12 protein-coding genes are annotated in these 13,777 nt (G+C 68.7%); 6 read left to right on the top strand and 6 right to left on the bottom strand.

What is annotated here, in order from left to right; genetic code table 11:
• Nucleotides 1-164: 164 nt before the first annotated feature.
• Complete coding sequence (gene radC, locus OGL92_RS17475; protein WP_263145977.1) at nt 165-839, top strand: DNA repair protein RadC; 675 nt, start codon at nt 165-167, stop codon at nt 837-839.
• 15 nt (nt 840-854) lie between these two features.
• Here the strand turns inward: radC and OGL92_RS17470 are convergent, their stop codons facing one another.
• The gene (locus OGL92_RS17470; protein WP_263145974.1) at nt 855-2,426 is read right to left on the bottom strand and encodes an ABC transporter substrate-binding protein; all 1,572 of its coding nucleotides are present in this window, start codon (nt 2,424-2,426) and stop codon (nt 855-857) included.
• A 342-nt stretch (nt 2,427-2,768) separates the two neighbouring features.
• On the opposite strand from OGL92_RS17470, the gene rpmB reads away from it, so the two are divergent.
• A complete protein-coding gene (rpmB, locus tag OGL92_RS17465; protein WP_039806568.1) occupies nt 2,769-3,005 on the top strand; it encodes a 50S ribosomal protein L28 in 237 nt (78 codons plus the stop codon).
• A gap of 10 nt (nt 3,006-3,015) precedes the next feature.
• The gene (rpmG, locus tag OGL92_RS17460; protein WP_014854577.1) at nt 3,016-3,171 is read left to right on the top strand and encodes a 50S ribosomal protein L33; all 156 of its coding nucleotides are present in this window, start codon (nt 3,016-3,018) and stop codon (nt 3,169-3,171) included.
• Nucleotides 3,172-3,300: 129 nt separating this feature from the next.
• Here rpmG and OGL92_RS17455 read toward each other — a convergent pair whose 3' ends face one another.
• Nucleotides 3,301-3,666 (bottom strand): cupin domain-containing protein, encoded by a 366-nt coding sequence (locus OGL92_RS17455; RefSeq protein WP_263145961.1) that lies wholly within the window; start codon nt 3,664-3,666, stop codon nt 3,301-3,303.
• A gap of 216 nt (nt 3,667-3,882) precedes the next feature.
• Between OGL92_RS17455 and OGL92_RS17450 the strand changes: the two genes are divergently transcribed.
• Together OGL92_RS17450 and OGL92_RS17445 are read left to right on the top strand one after the other, a co-directional pair.
• A complete protein-coding gene (locus tag OGL92_RS17450) occupies nt 3,883-5,376 on the top strand; it encodes an aldehyde dehydrogenase (RefSeq protein WP_263145959.1) in 1,494 nt (497 codons plus the stop codon).
• A gap of 161 nt (nt 5,377-5,537) precedes the next feature.
• Nucleotides 5,538-6,683, top strand: a complete 1,146-nt coding sequence (locus OGL92_RS17445) for an MFS transporter (RefSeq protein WP_263145955.1) — start codon at nt 5,538-5,540, stop codon at nt 6,681-6,683.
• Nucleotides 6,684-6,703: 20 nt separating this feature from the next.
• Here the strand turns inward: OGL92_RS17445 and OGL92_RS17440 are convergent, their stop codons facing one another.
• From OGL92_RS17440 to dadR, 4 genes are all read right to left on the bottom strand, one after another.
• Entirely contained in the window at nt 6,704-7,270 is a 567-nt protein-coding gene (locus OGL92_RS17440; protein ID WP_263145953.1) for a hypothetical protein, read from the bottom strand.
• Nucleotides 7,271-7,505: 235 nt separating this feature from the next.
• Entirely contained in the window at nt 7,506-9,035 is a 1,530-nt protein-coding gene (locus tag OGL92_RS17435) for a phospholipase D family protein (RefSeq protein WP_263146020.1), read from the bottom strand.
• Nucleotides 9,036-9,133: 98 nt separating this feature from the next.
• Nucleotides 9,134-10,447 carry an FAD-binding oxidoreductase gene (locus OGL92_RS17430; protein WP_263145952.1) on the bottom strand — a complete coding sequence of 438 codons (1,314 nt, stop codon included), beginning with the start codon at nt 10,445-10,447 and terminating at the stop codon, nt 9,134-9,136.
• A 93-nt stretch (nt 10,448-10,540) separates the two neighbouring features.
• Complete coding sequence (gene dadR / locus OGL92_RS17425) at nt 10,541-11,029, bottom strand: transcriptional regulator DadR (protein WP_263145951.1); 489 nt, start codon at nt 11,027-11,029, stop codon at nt 10,541-10,543.
• Nucleotides 11,030-11,181: 152 nt separating this feature from the next.
• On the opposite strand from dadR, the gene OGL92_RS17420 reads away from it, so the two are divergent.
• On the top strand, nt 11,182-13,776 hold the full coding sequence (locus OGL92_RS17420) for a YdbH domain-containing protein (RefSeq protein WP_263145948.1): 2,595 nt from the start codon (nt 11,182-11,184) through the stop codon (nt 13,774-13,776).
• Nucleotide 13,777 lies beyond the last annotated feature (1 nt).

The raw sequence follows: 13,777 nt of genomic DNA, 5'->3' as shown, positions 1-13,777 counted from the left end.
CCCTCCGCGTGCCGCCCGCCGCTCCGCTCGAGCGGCTTTTAGACCAAGGCGAGCCGGCGCGGGCGCGTGGATGAACTTGAGCTAGGCTATCCGGGCTCGCCAGGGATTGGCGGGCCGACAGGCATCCGCACGGGGCCTGCGTTTCCCTACATGGAGGTTGTTGCATGAGCATTCGTGACTGGCCGACGCTGGAGCGGCCGCGGGAAAAACTGCTGGACCGGGGCGCCGCGGCCCTGACCGACGCCGAGCTGCTGGCGATCTTCCTGCGCACCGGCGTGGCCGGGCAGAGCGCGGTCGATCTGGCCCGCCACCTGCTGAACGACTTCGGCGGCCTGCGGCAATTGCTGGAGGCCGATCTCGCGGAATTCAGCCGCCGGCTCGGCCTGGGGCCGGCCAAGTTCTCGCAGTTGCAGGCCGTGCTGGAGATGGCGCGTCGACATCTCGCCGCGCGGCTGCACCGCGACTCCGCGCTGGAAAGCCCGCAGGCGGTGCGCGATTACCTGAAGGCACAGCTGCGGCACGAGCGGCACGAGGTGTTCGCCTGCCTCTTCCTGGACGCCAAGCACCGCGCCCTGGCTTTCGAAGTCCTGTTCCACGGTACCATCGACAGCGCCAACGTCTATCCGCGTCAGGTGGTCAAGCGCGCCCTGGCGCACAACGCGGCGGCCCTGATCATCACCCACAATCACCCGTCCGGGGTTCCCGAGCCGAGCCAGGCGGACCGCCAGTTAACCTTGCGCCTCAAGGAGGCGCTGGCGCTGATCGACGTGCGCCTGCTCGACCACTTCATCGTCGGCGAGGGCGAACCCCTGTCCCTCGCCGAGTACGGCTGGCTATGAGGCGCGGTGGGGGCCTCAGAGCTTGACCTTGGAGAAGTCCTGACGGCCGAACGGATTGGTCTGGTAGCCCTGCACGTTCTTGCGCAGCAGGGCGTAGGCTGTCGGGTGCGCCAGCGGCAACCACAACGCCTGTTCCTGGATGATGCGTTGCGCCTGGCGGTAGAGCTCGCTGCGTTGCGCCTGGTCCGGAACGCGCTTGCCGTCGGCGATCAGTTTGTCCAGCGCCGGGTCGCAGTACCGCGCGAAGTTCAGCCCGGACTGCACCGAGGCGCAGGCGAATTGCGGGGTGAGGAAGTTGTCCGGATCGCCGTTGTCGCCAGACCAGCCCATGAACAGCAGATCATGCTCGCCGACCTTCGCGCGGCGGATCAACTCGCCCCATTCGATCACGCGGATCTCGGCCTGGATGCCGACCTCGGCCAGGTCGGCTTGCAGGAGTTGCGCGCCCAGGCTCGGGTTCGGGTTGAGCAGGCTGCCGGAGGGGCGGGTCCAGAGGGTGGTCTTGAAACCTTTTTCCAGGCCGGCCTCCGCCAGCAGCGCGCGGGCTTTCTGCGGGTCGTGGGGGTAGCCCGGGAGGTCGCCGGCGAAGCTCCAGGTGGTCGGAGGGTAGGGGCCGCTGGCGGCGGTGGCGCTGCTCTCGAACACGGCCTTGAGGTAGCTGGTCTTGTCGAACGCCAGGTTGATCGCCTGGCGCACTTTCGGATTGTCCAGCGGGGCGTGCTGGCTGTTGAACGCGACGAAGGCGGTCATGAACGCCGGGGTTTCGCTGATCGCCAGGTTCGGGTCCTGGCGCGCGCTGCCCACGTCCATGGGCTTGGGCGAAAGGGCGATCTGGCATTCGCCGCGCCGCAGTTTCTGCAGGCGCACGTTGGCGTCCGGGGTGATGGCGAAGATCAGGTTGTCCACCGCCGGCTTGCCGGCGAAGTAATCCGGGTTGGCGGCGTAGCGCACCACGGCGTCCTTCTGGAACCGCTTGAAGATGAAGGGCCCGGTGCCGATGGGCGCGGAATTGAGCTTTTCCGGCGTGCCGGCGCGCATCAATTGCCCGGTGTACTCGGCGGAATAAATGGACGCGAAGCCCATGCTCAGCATGGCCAGGAAGGTCGCGTCCGGGGCGCTTAGGGTGAAGCGCACGCGGTGCTCGTCGACCTTCTCGACCGAGTTGATCAGGCTCGGCAGCTGCATCGACTGGGCGTGGGGATAGCCGCTGGCGGCCACCTTGTGCCAGGGGTTGGCCGGGTCCAGCATCCGCTGGAAGCTGAAGACCACGTCGTCGGCGTTCAGCGCACGCGTCGGGGTGAAATACTCGGTGCGATGGAAGTGCACGTCCTGACGCAGATCGAAGCTGTAGGTCAGGCCGTCGTCGGATATCTCCCAGCGCTCCGCCAGGCTCGGCACCGGTTTGCCTTGCGCGGCGTCGAACTCCACCAGCCGGTTCATCAACACGTCGGCCGAGGCGTTGGTGGTGGTCAGGGCGTTGTATTGCACCACGTCGAAACCGTCCGGGCTGGCTTCGGTGCAGACGTTCAGGTTGGCGGCCGTGGCCAGCACGGGGGCGAACAGCAGCGGCAGAACGGCGAGTCGCATGGCGGGCTCCTTGAGGTGGGCGGCACACCGGACGCGCGCCAGAGGCCCTACCCTAGACCAAGGCGAAAAGCGGAACAATCCGTGAATGCCGACGGGTGGTAGGGGACGCCCCGCCTCGAGGCCGGCGCAGAGGCGTTCCGGGCGGGTGAGCCCACCGGGTCTTTCCTTGCGAGGGTAGGGGGTTTCTGGTATAAAGCAGCGCTCTTTTCTAGGGGCCCGGTCCTTCGCATTACGTGTGCGGCCGGTAAGACCCTGACGAGACGGGCGTGAACACGCCCACAAAGTATGAGTTCAAGCGGCCAACCCATGCCGGGTTGGGCATGTGGTTTAGAGGGCTGAGGCATGTCGAGAGTCTGTCAAGTGACCGGTAAGGGTCCGGTCACCGGGAATAATATTTCCCACGCGAACAACAAAACCCGTCGTCGTTTCCTGCCGAACCTGCAGCATCACCGCTTCTGGGTCGAGTCCGAGAAGCGCTTCGTGCGTCTGCGCGTTTCCGCCAAGGGAATGCGTATCATCGACAAACGTGGCATCGATGTCGTCCTGTCCGAGCTGCGCGCTCGCGGCGAAAAGGTTTAAGGAGTCAATCATGCGTGACCTGATCCGTTTGGTGTCCAGCGCCGGTACCGGCCATTTCTACACCACCGACAAGAACAAACGCACTACGCCCGACAAGATCGAAATCAAGAAATACGATCCGGTCGTGCGCAAGCACGTGATCTACAAGGAAGCCAAGATCAAGTGATTTGATCGCGGCCCTTGTCGGAAAAACCCGCCTCACGGCGGGTTTTTTATTGCCTGGCGGAAAGGGCGGCCCCAGGACGGCAGGCGCGTGGGAAGCCTGTCGCCGTTCAGGCCCGGCGGTCCGGCGAGCTCAGGCCGGCTTGGGTTCGAAGACCACGTAGACCTTGCGGCAGGGTTCGAGCACTTCCCAGGTGCCGCTGAAGCCGGCCGGAATGACGAAACGGTCGCCCGCGCGCAGCGTCTTGGCGCCACCGTCGCGATCGCGCAGAACGGAGACGCCCTGGAGGATCTCGCAGTATTCGTGCTCGCTGTAGTTCACCGTCCATTGGCCGACCGCGCCCTCCCAGATTCCGGCGCCGAACTGGCCGCACGGGCTGCTGTAGTGGTTGCGCACGCTTTGCTCCGGGTCGCCCTTGAGGATCTTCTCCGCGACCGGGCGATAGGTCTCGGCCGGGGTGCCGGCCTGGGCGAAATCGATGATCTGTTCGATGTCCATTGCAGCTCCTGGGGGTCGTTCGATGCGCTCGCATCGGAGTCTATGTTTGATAAAACGAACATGACAAGGCGGTTTTGCCCTTCAGTGTCAAATATATTGAAAATCCTGCCGCCTCTGGTTTAGGGTGGCGGGCACGCTGGCCGGCCTTCGGGCCCCGCCGCATTCTCGACAGTTCGTGCCCGCGCGCACGCTTCTTCTGATTAAGAGGACCTCGCCATGACCACACTGACTCGTTCCGACTGGGAACAACGCGCCAAGACCCTGAAGATCGAAAGCCGTGCCTTCGTCCAGGGCGAGTACAGCGATGCCAGTGCCGGCGCCACCTTCGACTGCATCAGCCCGGTCGATGGCCGCGTGCTGGCGCAAGTGGCGAGCTGCGACCAGGCCGACGCGGACCGCGCGGTGAAGGCCGCCCGCGCGGCCTTCGAGTCGGGTGCCTGGTCGCGCCTGGCGCCGGCCAAGCGCAAGGCGGTGATGATCCGCTTCGCCGACCTGCTCAAGGAGAACGCCGAGGAGCTGGCCCTGCTGGAAACCCTCGACATGGGCAAGCCGATCAGTGACGCCCTGGGCATCGACGTGCCCGCCGCGGCGAATGCCTTGCGCTGGAACGGCGAGGCCATCGACAAGATCTACGACGAGGTGGCCGCCACGCCCCATCACGAGCTGGGCTTGGTCACCCGTGAGCCGGTCGGCGTGGTCGCTGCCATCGTGCCCTGGAACTTCCCGCTGCTGATGAGCTGCTGGAAGCTCGGCCCGGCCCTGGCCAGCGGCAACTCGGTGATCCTCAAGCCGTCCGAGAAGTCGCCGCTGACCGCCATCCGCGTCGCCCGATTGGCCCTGGACGCCGGCATTCCGGCCGGGGTGTTCAACGTGTTGCCGGGCTACGGCCACACCGTCGGCAAGGCGCTGGCCCTGCACATGGACGTCGACACCCTGGTGTTCACCGGCTCCACCAGGATCGCCAAGCAACTGATGATCTACGCCGGCGAATCGAACATGAAACGCGTCTGGCTGGAGGCCGGCGGCAAGAGCCCGAACATCGTCTTCGCCGATGCGCCCGACCTACAGGCCGCCGCTGAGTCGGCCGCCAGCGCCATCGCCTTCAACCAGGGCGAAGTGTGCACCGCCGGTTCGCGCCTGCTGGTGGAGCGTTCGATCAAGGACCGCTTCCTGCCACTGGTGATCGAGGCCCTGAAAGGCTGGAAGGCGGGCAATCCGCTGGACCCGGCGACCAACGTCGGCGCCCTGGTGGACACCCAGCAGATGGACACCGTGCTGTCCTACATCGAGGCCGGGCACGCCGATGGCGCCACCCTGGTGGCCGGCGGCAAGCGCACCCTGGAGGAGACCGGCGGCACCTACGTCGAGCCGACCATCTTCGACGGCGTGACCAACGCGATGAAGATCGCCCGCGAGGAAATCTTCGGCCCGGTGCTCTCGGTGATCGCCTTCGACGACGTCGAGGATGCGATCCGCATCGCCAACGATACGCCCTACGGCCTGGCGGCCGCGGTCTGGACCGCCAACCTGTCCAAGGCGCACCTCACGGCCAAGGCGCTGCGCGCGGGTAGCGTCTGGGTCAACCAGTACGACGGCGGCGACATGACCGCACCCTTCGGCGGCTTCAAGCAGTCCGGTAACGGGCGCGACAAGTCGCTGCACGCCTTCGACAAGTACACCGAGCTGAAGGCCACCTGGATCAAGTTGTGAGACGGCCGGGCGCCCGCGGGGTGCCCGACGTTCCGCCTGCCGGCGGGTGAGCCCGCCCGGCGCCGTCGACTTGACGGCGCCACGGGTGCCGAAGCGCGGCCGGACTCCTCGGAGTCCGGCCGTTTGTTTTCCGGCGCCCTTTCGCCAAAGGGAGAACAGCTATGCGTTGGGGAACCTATTTCGCCGTATGCGCGGCGGTGATCAGCATCGGCCTGGCGCTCGGCGTGACCATGCCGCTGGTGTCGTTGCGCCTGGAGGGCTGGGGCTACGACGCCTTTTCCATCGGGGTGATGGCGGCGACCCCGGCGATCGGCGCCCTGCTCGGCGCCAGCCTCGCCGGTCGGCTCGCCTCGAAGGTGAGCACGCCGCAGCTGATGCGCGCCTGCCTGCTGCTGGGCGCGGTGTCGGTGGGTCTGCTGGCGCTGGTGCAGTTCTACCTGGTGTGGCTGCTGTTGCGGCTGCTGATCGGCGTGGCCCTGACCGTGGTGTTCATCCTCGGCGAGAGCTGGATCAACCAGTTGGCGGTCGATCGCCTGCGCGGCCGCCTGGTGGCCCTGTATGGTACCGGCTACGCCCTCAGCCAGTTGTCCGGCCCGCTGCTGCTGGGGCTGCTGGGCACCGCCGACGACGATGGCTTCTGGTTCGGCGTCGCCCTGCTGATCGGCGGTTCGTTGCTGTTGATCGGCCGTGGCGGGGCGCCGCAGATGGACGCCCACGCCACCTCCGGGCGTGGCCTCGCGTCGTTCTGCCGCGGCTTGCCGGCGATCGCCTGGGCGGTGGTGCTGTTCGCCGCCTTCGAAGCCATGATGCTGACCCTGCTGCCGGTCTACGGCGTGCGCCAGGGCTTCAGCCAGGAGACCGCCCTGGCCATGGTCAGCACCGTGGTGGTGGGTAACGCGCTGCTGCAACTGCCCATCGGCTGGATGGCCGACCGGATACCCCGGCGGGCGCTGTTCCGCGGCTGCGGGGTGATGCTCCTGCTGTCCAGCCTGAGCATCCCGCTGGCGCTGCACGGCCCGCTGATCTGGGCCGTGCTGGTGGTGTTCGGCGCCAGCGCCGGCGGCTTGTTCACCCTGTCGCTGATCCTCATCGGCGAACGTTTCCGCGACGAGCAACTGGTCCGTGCCAATGCCCACGTCGCCCAGCTCTGGGGCATCGGCTGTTTGATCGGTCCGTTGAGCACCGGCGCGGCGAGCCAATGGATCAGCGGCCATGCGCTGCCATTGCTGATGGCGGCGGGCGCCGCCGGGTTCATCGTGCTGGCCTGGCGTCGCGGAGCCTTCGAGGTCGCGACCACGCCCGGATGAGCGCCACGGCCGCGGCGCGGCTAGGGTGCCCGGGGTGGCTTCCCGACCAGGGCTTGGTAGCGGAAGCCCAGCCAGGATCGAGTGCCGCCGAGGCGGATCGGCTCGCCTTCGACGGCCCGGCCACGCAAGGCGATGGCCAGCGAACAGGGCACCCAGGTGCTGGCGTAGCGGGGGCTGCTCACCCGCAGGTCATAGGCGCAGCCGCGTGTGCCGGCCCGAGGGGCGAAATGGTCGATGCGCACTTCGATTTCGGTCGGCTCGGCGCTCCAGCCATGCAGCAGGCTGGGCACGCCGCCCAGCAGCGCCAGGTAGGCGAAGACGAAGGCGACGAGGCCGACCACCCCGGCCAGCATGGCCATGAGCAGGTCTTCCAAGAGTTGCCCGCGACGCCAGCCGAGGGGGTTCAAGAGTGCCAGCAGGCCGGCCTGGTGCAGCGCCAGCCCACCCGCCAGCAGGCTGCACAGCAGCAGGGGCATGTACAGGGATCGCGCCAATAACAGCGGGCGCACGGCCCCCAGCAACGCCAGGCCGAGCACCAGCAGCGCGAATGCCCATTGGCCGAAGCCCGGCTTTCTGTGCAGGCGCATGGCCCGCTCGTCGCGGGCGGCGTCCAGGCGCCGCTGCAAGCGGGCCCGGCGGTGTTCCGAAGGAGGTTTCGACACGAGGCGACGCTGTCCGGGCGGAGGAGCGGGCAGGATACCAGCCATCGCTTCGAGCCCGGCGCCTCGCGTTCGCCACGGGTACGGTCGTGGGCGTCTGGCGTCGAGAGGGAACTGGCGAGGAGAACCGAGGCCGGGTGCCCCCGGCTTTCCCGGACGTGGCCTAGAGCATGCGTTCCAGGCCGACCGCGCCGCTTACCCAGGCGTTGAAGCGCCGCCACAGGCTCGCCGGTTCCTTGTCCAGCACGTGGCGCACGCCGTGGTCCTCGGTGACCCACACCAGGCGCTCCTCGCCGTCCAGGCGCTGCAGCTTCACCTCGTAGCTCAGGGTCGGCGCCATGCCCTGCAACGCCAGCTCGCGCACCTTGCCCGCCAGCTCTTCGCTGTCGACGACCACCCCGACCTCGGTGTTCCACAGCACCGAGCGCGGATCGAAATTGAACGAGCCGACGAATACCCGGCTGCGATCGAAGATCACCGCCTTGCTGTGCAGGCTGGAGTTCGAGGCGCCGGACAGGCTGTAGGCGGCCTTGCCCGGATCGCCCGGCTGCCGGCGCAACTCGAAGAGCCGTACGCCGTGCTCCAGCAGGACCCGCCGGGTCGGTGCGTAGCCGCCGTGCACCGGCGGTACGTCGGTGGCCTCCAGGGAGTTGGTCAGCAGGCGCACGTCCACCCCGGCGTCGGCGCGGCTGAGCAGATAGCCGAGGCCTTCCTCGGCCGGCACGAAGTAGGCCGAGAGCAGGATCAGTTCCTGGTTCACCCGCGCCAGTTCCGGCGCCAGTTGGGTGGCGAGCAGCAGGCTCGGGTCCGGTTCGCCGCGGGCCAGGACCTTGCTCGGCGCGTCCCACAGCGACTGGCTGGGCGCCCAGATCAACTCGTCCAGCCAGCCTTGCAGGCGCGGCTGGCTGCGGTAGGCGAGCAGCGGCGCGGCCAGGGCGTGTCGCTCCCGACTCGCCTTTTCGATGGCGCGGTCCAAGGTCTTCCGCGCGTGGGCCAGGTCGCGCGGGGCCGGCAGGCTCCAGAGGAAGTCCTGCACCGGCTTGCTCAGCGCGCTGTTCCAGTACTGGTCGAAGCTCTGCCCCAGTTCGCGGGCGACCGGGCCGACCCCCAGCAGGTCGATGTCGGTGAAATTCAGGCTGGGTTCGGCGTCGAAGTATTCGTCGCCCAGGTTGCGGCCGCCGACGATGGCCACGCTGGAGTCGGCCAGCCACAGCTTGTTGTGCATGCGCCGGTGCTGCTGCGGCAAGTCGAGCAGGCGCCCGAGGTTGCGCGTCAGGCCGGTGCTGCGGCCCAGGTGCATGGGGTTGAACAGGCGGATCTGGATGTTCGGGTGGGCGGCCAGCACGCCGATCTCGTAGTCGCGGCCATCGCTGTTCAGGTCGTCGATCAACAGGCGCACTCGCACCCCGCGATCGGCGGCCTTGAGCAGCTCCTGCACCAGGATCTGCGTGCTCAGGCCGTCATGGACGATGTAGTACTGCAGGTCGAGGCTGCGCTGCGCCGCGCGGATCAGCTCGGCGCGGGCGAGGAAGGCTTCGTTGCTCGCCGGTAACAGGCGAAAGCCGGAGCGGCCCGGATGGACCTCGGCGCGCGCCATGATCGCCGCGCCGAACGGCGAATCGCCGGCGGGCATGACCTCGGACGGAACGCGCGGCATCGGGCCGGCGCACCCCGCCAGGCAGAGCAGTACCATCAACAGCAAACGGACGGGCACGCGGGCCTCCAGCGGGGTTCGGACGCAGCTTCTCTCTGACGGCGGACGGCCGGAAAAGATTCAGGCCCGATCAGGGCTCAGAGCAGTTCCTTCAAACGGTACCAGAGCATGCCCAGGGCGAGCAGCGGCGAGCGCAGGTGGCGGCCGCCGGGGAAGGTCATGTGCGGCACCCGGGCGAAGACGTCGAAGCCGCGGCTCTGTTCGCCGGCGATGGCTTCGGCGAGCAGCCGGCCGGCAAGGTGCGTGGCGTTTACCCCGTGGCCGGAATAGGCCTGGGCATAGTAAACGTTGGGGTGCTCGGCGAGACGGCCGATCTGCGGCAGGCGGTTAGCGCCGATGCCGATCATCCCACCCCATTGGTAGTCGATGCGCACGTCGGCCAGTTGCGGGAACACCTGGAGCATCTTCGGCCGCATGTAGGCGGCGATGTCCGCCGGGTCGCGCCCGGAATAGTGGCAAGCACCGCCGAACAGCAGGCGGCGGTCCGCGGACAACCGGTAGTAGTCGAGGGCCACGCGCTGGTCGCACAGCGCCATGTTCTGCGGGATCAGTGCCTGGGCCTGCTCTTCGGAGAGCGGCTCGGTGGCGATCAGGTAGCTGCCGGCCGGCAGCACCTTGCCGCCGAGGCCGGGCTCGAGGTCGTTCAGGTAGGCGTTGCAGCCGAGGATCAGGGTCTTGGCGCGCACCCGGCCGCGGGCGGTGTGCACCAACGCCTCGGCGCCGTGCTGGATGCGCAGCACCGGCGAGCGCTCGAACAGGCGCACTCCTAGCGCGGCCGCGGCGGCCGCCTCGCCCAGCGCCAGGTTGAGCGGGTGCAGGTGGCCCGAGCCCATGTCGATCAGGCCGCCGACGTAGCGCTCGGAGCCGACCACCTCGTGCATCTGCCCGGGCTGCAGCAGGCGCAGTTCGTGGCGATAGCCGAGGGCGCGCAATGCCTCGGCGTCCTCGGCGAAGCCGGCCAGGTCGGCGGGCTTGTTGGCCAGGTCGCAGTAACCCCAGGTGAGGTCGCAGTCGATGGCGAACTCCTCGATGCGGCGGCGCACGATTTCCACCGCCTCCAGGCCCAGGCGCTTGATCTCGCGCACGCCCTCGTCGCCGATCACCGGGGCGAACCGCTCGACGTCGTGGCCGACGCCGCGGATCAATTGCCCACCGTTGCGCCCGCTGGCGCCCCAGCCGATCTGCCGGGCCTCCAGCAGCACCACCGAGAAGCCGCGGCGGACCAGTTCGATGGCGCTGTTCAGCCCGGAAAAGCCGCCGCCGACGATGCAGACGTCGGCGCGCTCGTCGCCGGCCAACTCGGGAAAGGCGAGCGAGCGGTTGGCGCTGGCGGCGTAATAGGAGGGGGCGTGCTGGTCGGTATGCACCGGAAGGCGAACGCGGGCGTTCATGTGCGGAATCCTGATTATTGTGTTTGGAAAATTTGACAGAGGATAAACGCAAGCCTCCCGCACCGCCAAGAGGCGGGATGAGCGCGCGGGCGATCAGTCCGGGATGGGCAGGTCGAGGGATTCCTTGACTTCTTCCATCACGATGTAGCTCTTCGATTCGCGCACGTGGGGCAGCTTGAGCAGGATGTCGCCGAGCAACTTGCGGTAGGAGGCCATTTCCGAGATCCGCGCCTTCACCAGGTAGTCGAAATGGCCGGACACCAGATGGCACTCGAGGACGTGGGGCAGCTTGAGCACCGCGCGGCGGAACTCCTCGAAGGTATCGCCGGACTTGTAGTCCAGGCTGATCTCGACGAACACCAGCAGGCTGGCCTTCAACTGCTGCGGGTTGAGCCGCGCCGAGTAGCCCATGATGATCCCCTCGCGTTCCAGGCGGCGGACCCGCTCGGTACAGGGGGTGGTGGACAGGCCGACGCGCTCGCCCAGTTCGGTGAAGGAAATGCGCCCGTCCTGCTGCAGGATACGCAGGATGTTGCGGTCGATCTTGTCCAGCTCCCGGCGGCTTTGGTGTTGGGTCCGCATGGTGAATCTCTCTCCGAAAAACGCCTTATATCAGGATTCGTCCAGTAAATCGGCGGAAAACCTGGGGGAAATCCCTGTGTCCGGAAAACGCCTTGATCTTGCGCCCGCCGGCCGCCACCCTTCCAGGCCCTTGCGCGCGAATCGAGGCCGGCATGCCCTTCACTCGCCTCCGGACCAAGCGGGTGCTGGTCCCGGTGCTGCTGTTCCTGATCCTGATCGCCCTGTGGGGCCTCGCCTGGCGGGCCGTGCAGGACCTGTTGCGCGAGCAAGGCATCCAGCGCCTCGACTGGCACGGCCTGTCGCTTTCCCGCGCCGGCCTCGAGCTGGACGACCTCGAATTGCAGCGCCTGACCGGCGATGGCGGCCAGTGGCGTGTCCACGGCGAAGGCCTGCGCGTCGGGTGGCCGCGTCGCGCCGAGGGCGGCTGGACCCCGCGCGAGGTGGAGGTCCGACAGTTGAGCCTGAGCGGGCAGCCGGGGCAAGCCCCCGCGCCGGCCGCCGCGCCCTTCGATCCCGCGGCGCTGGAAAGCGTCCTCGCCCGCTTGCCCCCGGCCCTGCGCATCGCGGCCTTCACCCTCGACCTGCCCTGCGCCGCCGGGCGCTGCGTCCAGCGCGGCGCCGCCGAACTGTCGCATCCCGCCGGCGCCGAGGAGGCGCTGGCGCTGCGCCTGGTGCTCTACCGCGGCACGCAAACGCTGGAGCTGCTCGGCCAGGGACGAAAACGCCCCACCGGCTGGACCGCCGACGTGCAGGCGCATCTGGACGGGCAGGCGCTGCTGAGCGGCGACAGCGACTTCGAGTCCGGCGCGGCCGGGCTGGTCTGGCGAGGCCGCTTGAACCTGCCCGGAACCTCCACCGCCGGCCTGGCGGCGTGGCTGGCCGACTGGATGCCGCCCGCCCAGCGCCTGCCGGACGGCCCCGCCGAACTGCATCTGGACGCCCGCTGGCAGCTGCGCCTGGGCGAAGCAAAGAACACGCTGGACCCCGCGCGCATCCTCGAGGGCAGCGGCCAAGTCCAGCTGGACCTCGACTTGCCGCAGGCCTGGCCGGTGCCGGGGCTCGGCGCGCTGCGCGGCAAGCTGAGCGCCGACGCCCTGGGCGAGGACGGGCGCTGGTGGCCGCGGCGGCTGGAGAGCGACCTGCATCTGGATGCGCTCCAGGGCGACTGGCTGCTCGCGCTGCCGGTCGAATTCCGCCCGCGAAGCCTCGGCCTGCGCATCCAGCCACTGGCCGTTTCCGATGCGGCGGACAGCGGGGCGCGTGGCGTGCAGGTGGCCTTGAGCGGCGAGGGCGCGGGTCGGCTGGAGCTGCAAAGCTGGGTGCAGATTCCCGCCGACGCCTACTGGCCCATCGAACTGGAAGAGACGCGCCTGCGCCTGGCCGATGCCTCCGTCCAGCGCGACGGGCTGTCGGCGCGCGGGTTGAACCTCGACCTGCGTGCCCGTGGCCAGATCCAGCCCGATGGCCTGCGCCTGGAGCTGCTGCCCGCCTCGACCCTGCGCGCGGCCCGCCTCGACCTGCCCGGCGAGGTGCGGATGCGCGACCTGCGCGGCAAACCGGCCGGGTTGGCCGTGCAGGTGGATTACCCCGGCGACCGGCCCCTGGCGTTCGGCGTCCGCGGGCCGGTCGAGGTCGAGGCCGCGGAAGTCGCCCAGCCGCACCTGCTGCCCCAGGGCTGGCGTTTCCGCGGACGGCTCGACGCCGAAGGGCGGCGCCAGGCCCTGAAGGGCGCGCTGACCAACGACAGCGGGCTGGCCCTGGCCCTGAGCGGCGGGCGCGAGGACACCGGGGCGCTGCGCTTGAAGCTCGGCCTGGCCGAGCTGTTCTTCCGGGCCGGCAACCCCCTGGCGAAGACCTTCGGCGACTGGCCGACCACGCTGGAGTTCGCCAGCGGGCGCCTGCAAGGCCAGGCGAATCTGTCCCTGAACGCCGGACCGGCGCCCGTGGAGATGGGCATGGACCTGAGCTTTCGCGGCCTGGAAGGCCTCTACGACCGCAGCGAGCTGCGTGGCCTGCAAGGGCGCCTGGCGCTGCGACTGAACGGCGAGACGCTCGAGCTGGACGCCCCGGAGCTGCGCCTGGAGCAGGCCAACCCCGGCTTTCCCCTCGGCCCGCTACAAGCCCGGGGCCGCTACCGCGCCGGCCTGGGCGCGCCGCTGGCCGGCCGGCTGGACTGGCAGCAGGCCGAGAGCGGCCTGTTCGGCGGCCGCGCGTGGCTGGAGCCGGGCACGGCATCCCTGGGCGAATCCTCGCAGCGGCTCGCCCTGCATCTCGACGGCGTGCAACTGAAGGAGATTCTGCGCGTCTATCCCGCTGAGGGCCTGGCCGGCGCCGGCACCCTGGACGGCGAGGTGCCGATTTTGCTGGAGAAGGGCGTCCCGCGGGTGGAAAAGGGCCGGCTGAGCGCGCGCGCCCCCGGCTACCTGCAGTTCCGCTCGGAGAAGATCCGCGCCCTGGGCCGCAGCAATCCCGGCATGCAACTGGTGGCGGATGCCCTCGACGATTTCCATTACGACCGGCTGAGCAGCGCCCTTAGCTATGATGAACGCGGCAAGCTGCTGCTCGGCCTCACGCTGCAAGGGCGCAACCCCGATGTGGAAAAGGGCCGGCCGATCAACCTCAACGTCAACCTGGAAGAGGACTTGCCCGCCTTGCTGACCAGCCTGCAACTCACCGACCGGGTGAGCGAAACCATCCGCCAGCGGGTCCAGGAGCGTCTGCGCCAGCGCAACGCCCCGAGTCCCTGAC

The sequence above is a fragment of the Pseudomonas sp. RIT-PI-AD genome (assembly GCF_025642785.1).
Classification (GTDB): Bacteria; Pseudomonadota; Gammaproteobacteria; order Pseudomonadales; family Pseudomonadaceae; genus Pseudomonas_T.
The sequence above is the reverse complement of the archived record's forward strand: the minus strand, read 5'-3'. Positions and strand labels throughout refer to the sequence as shown.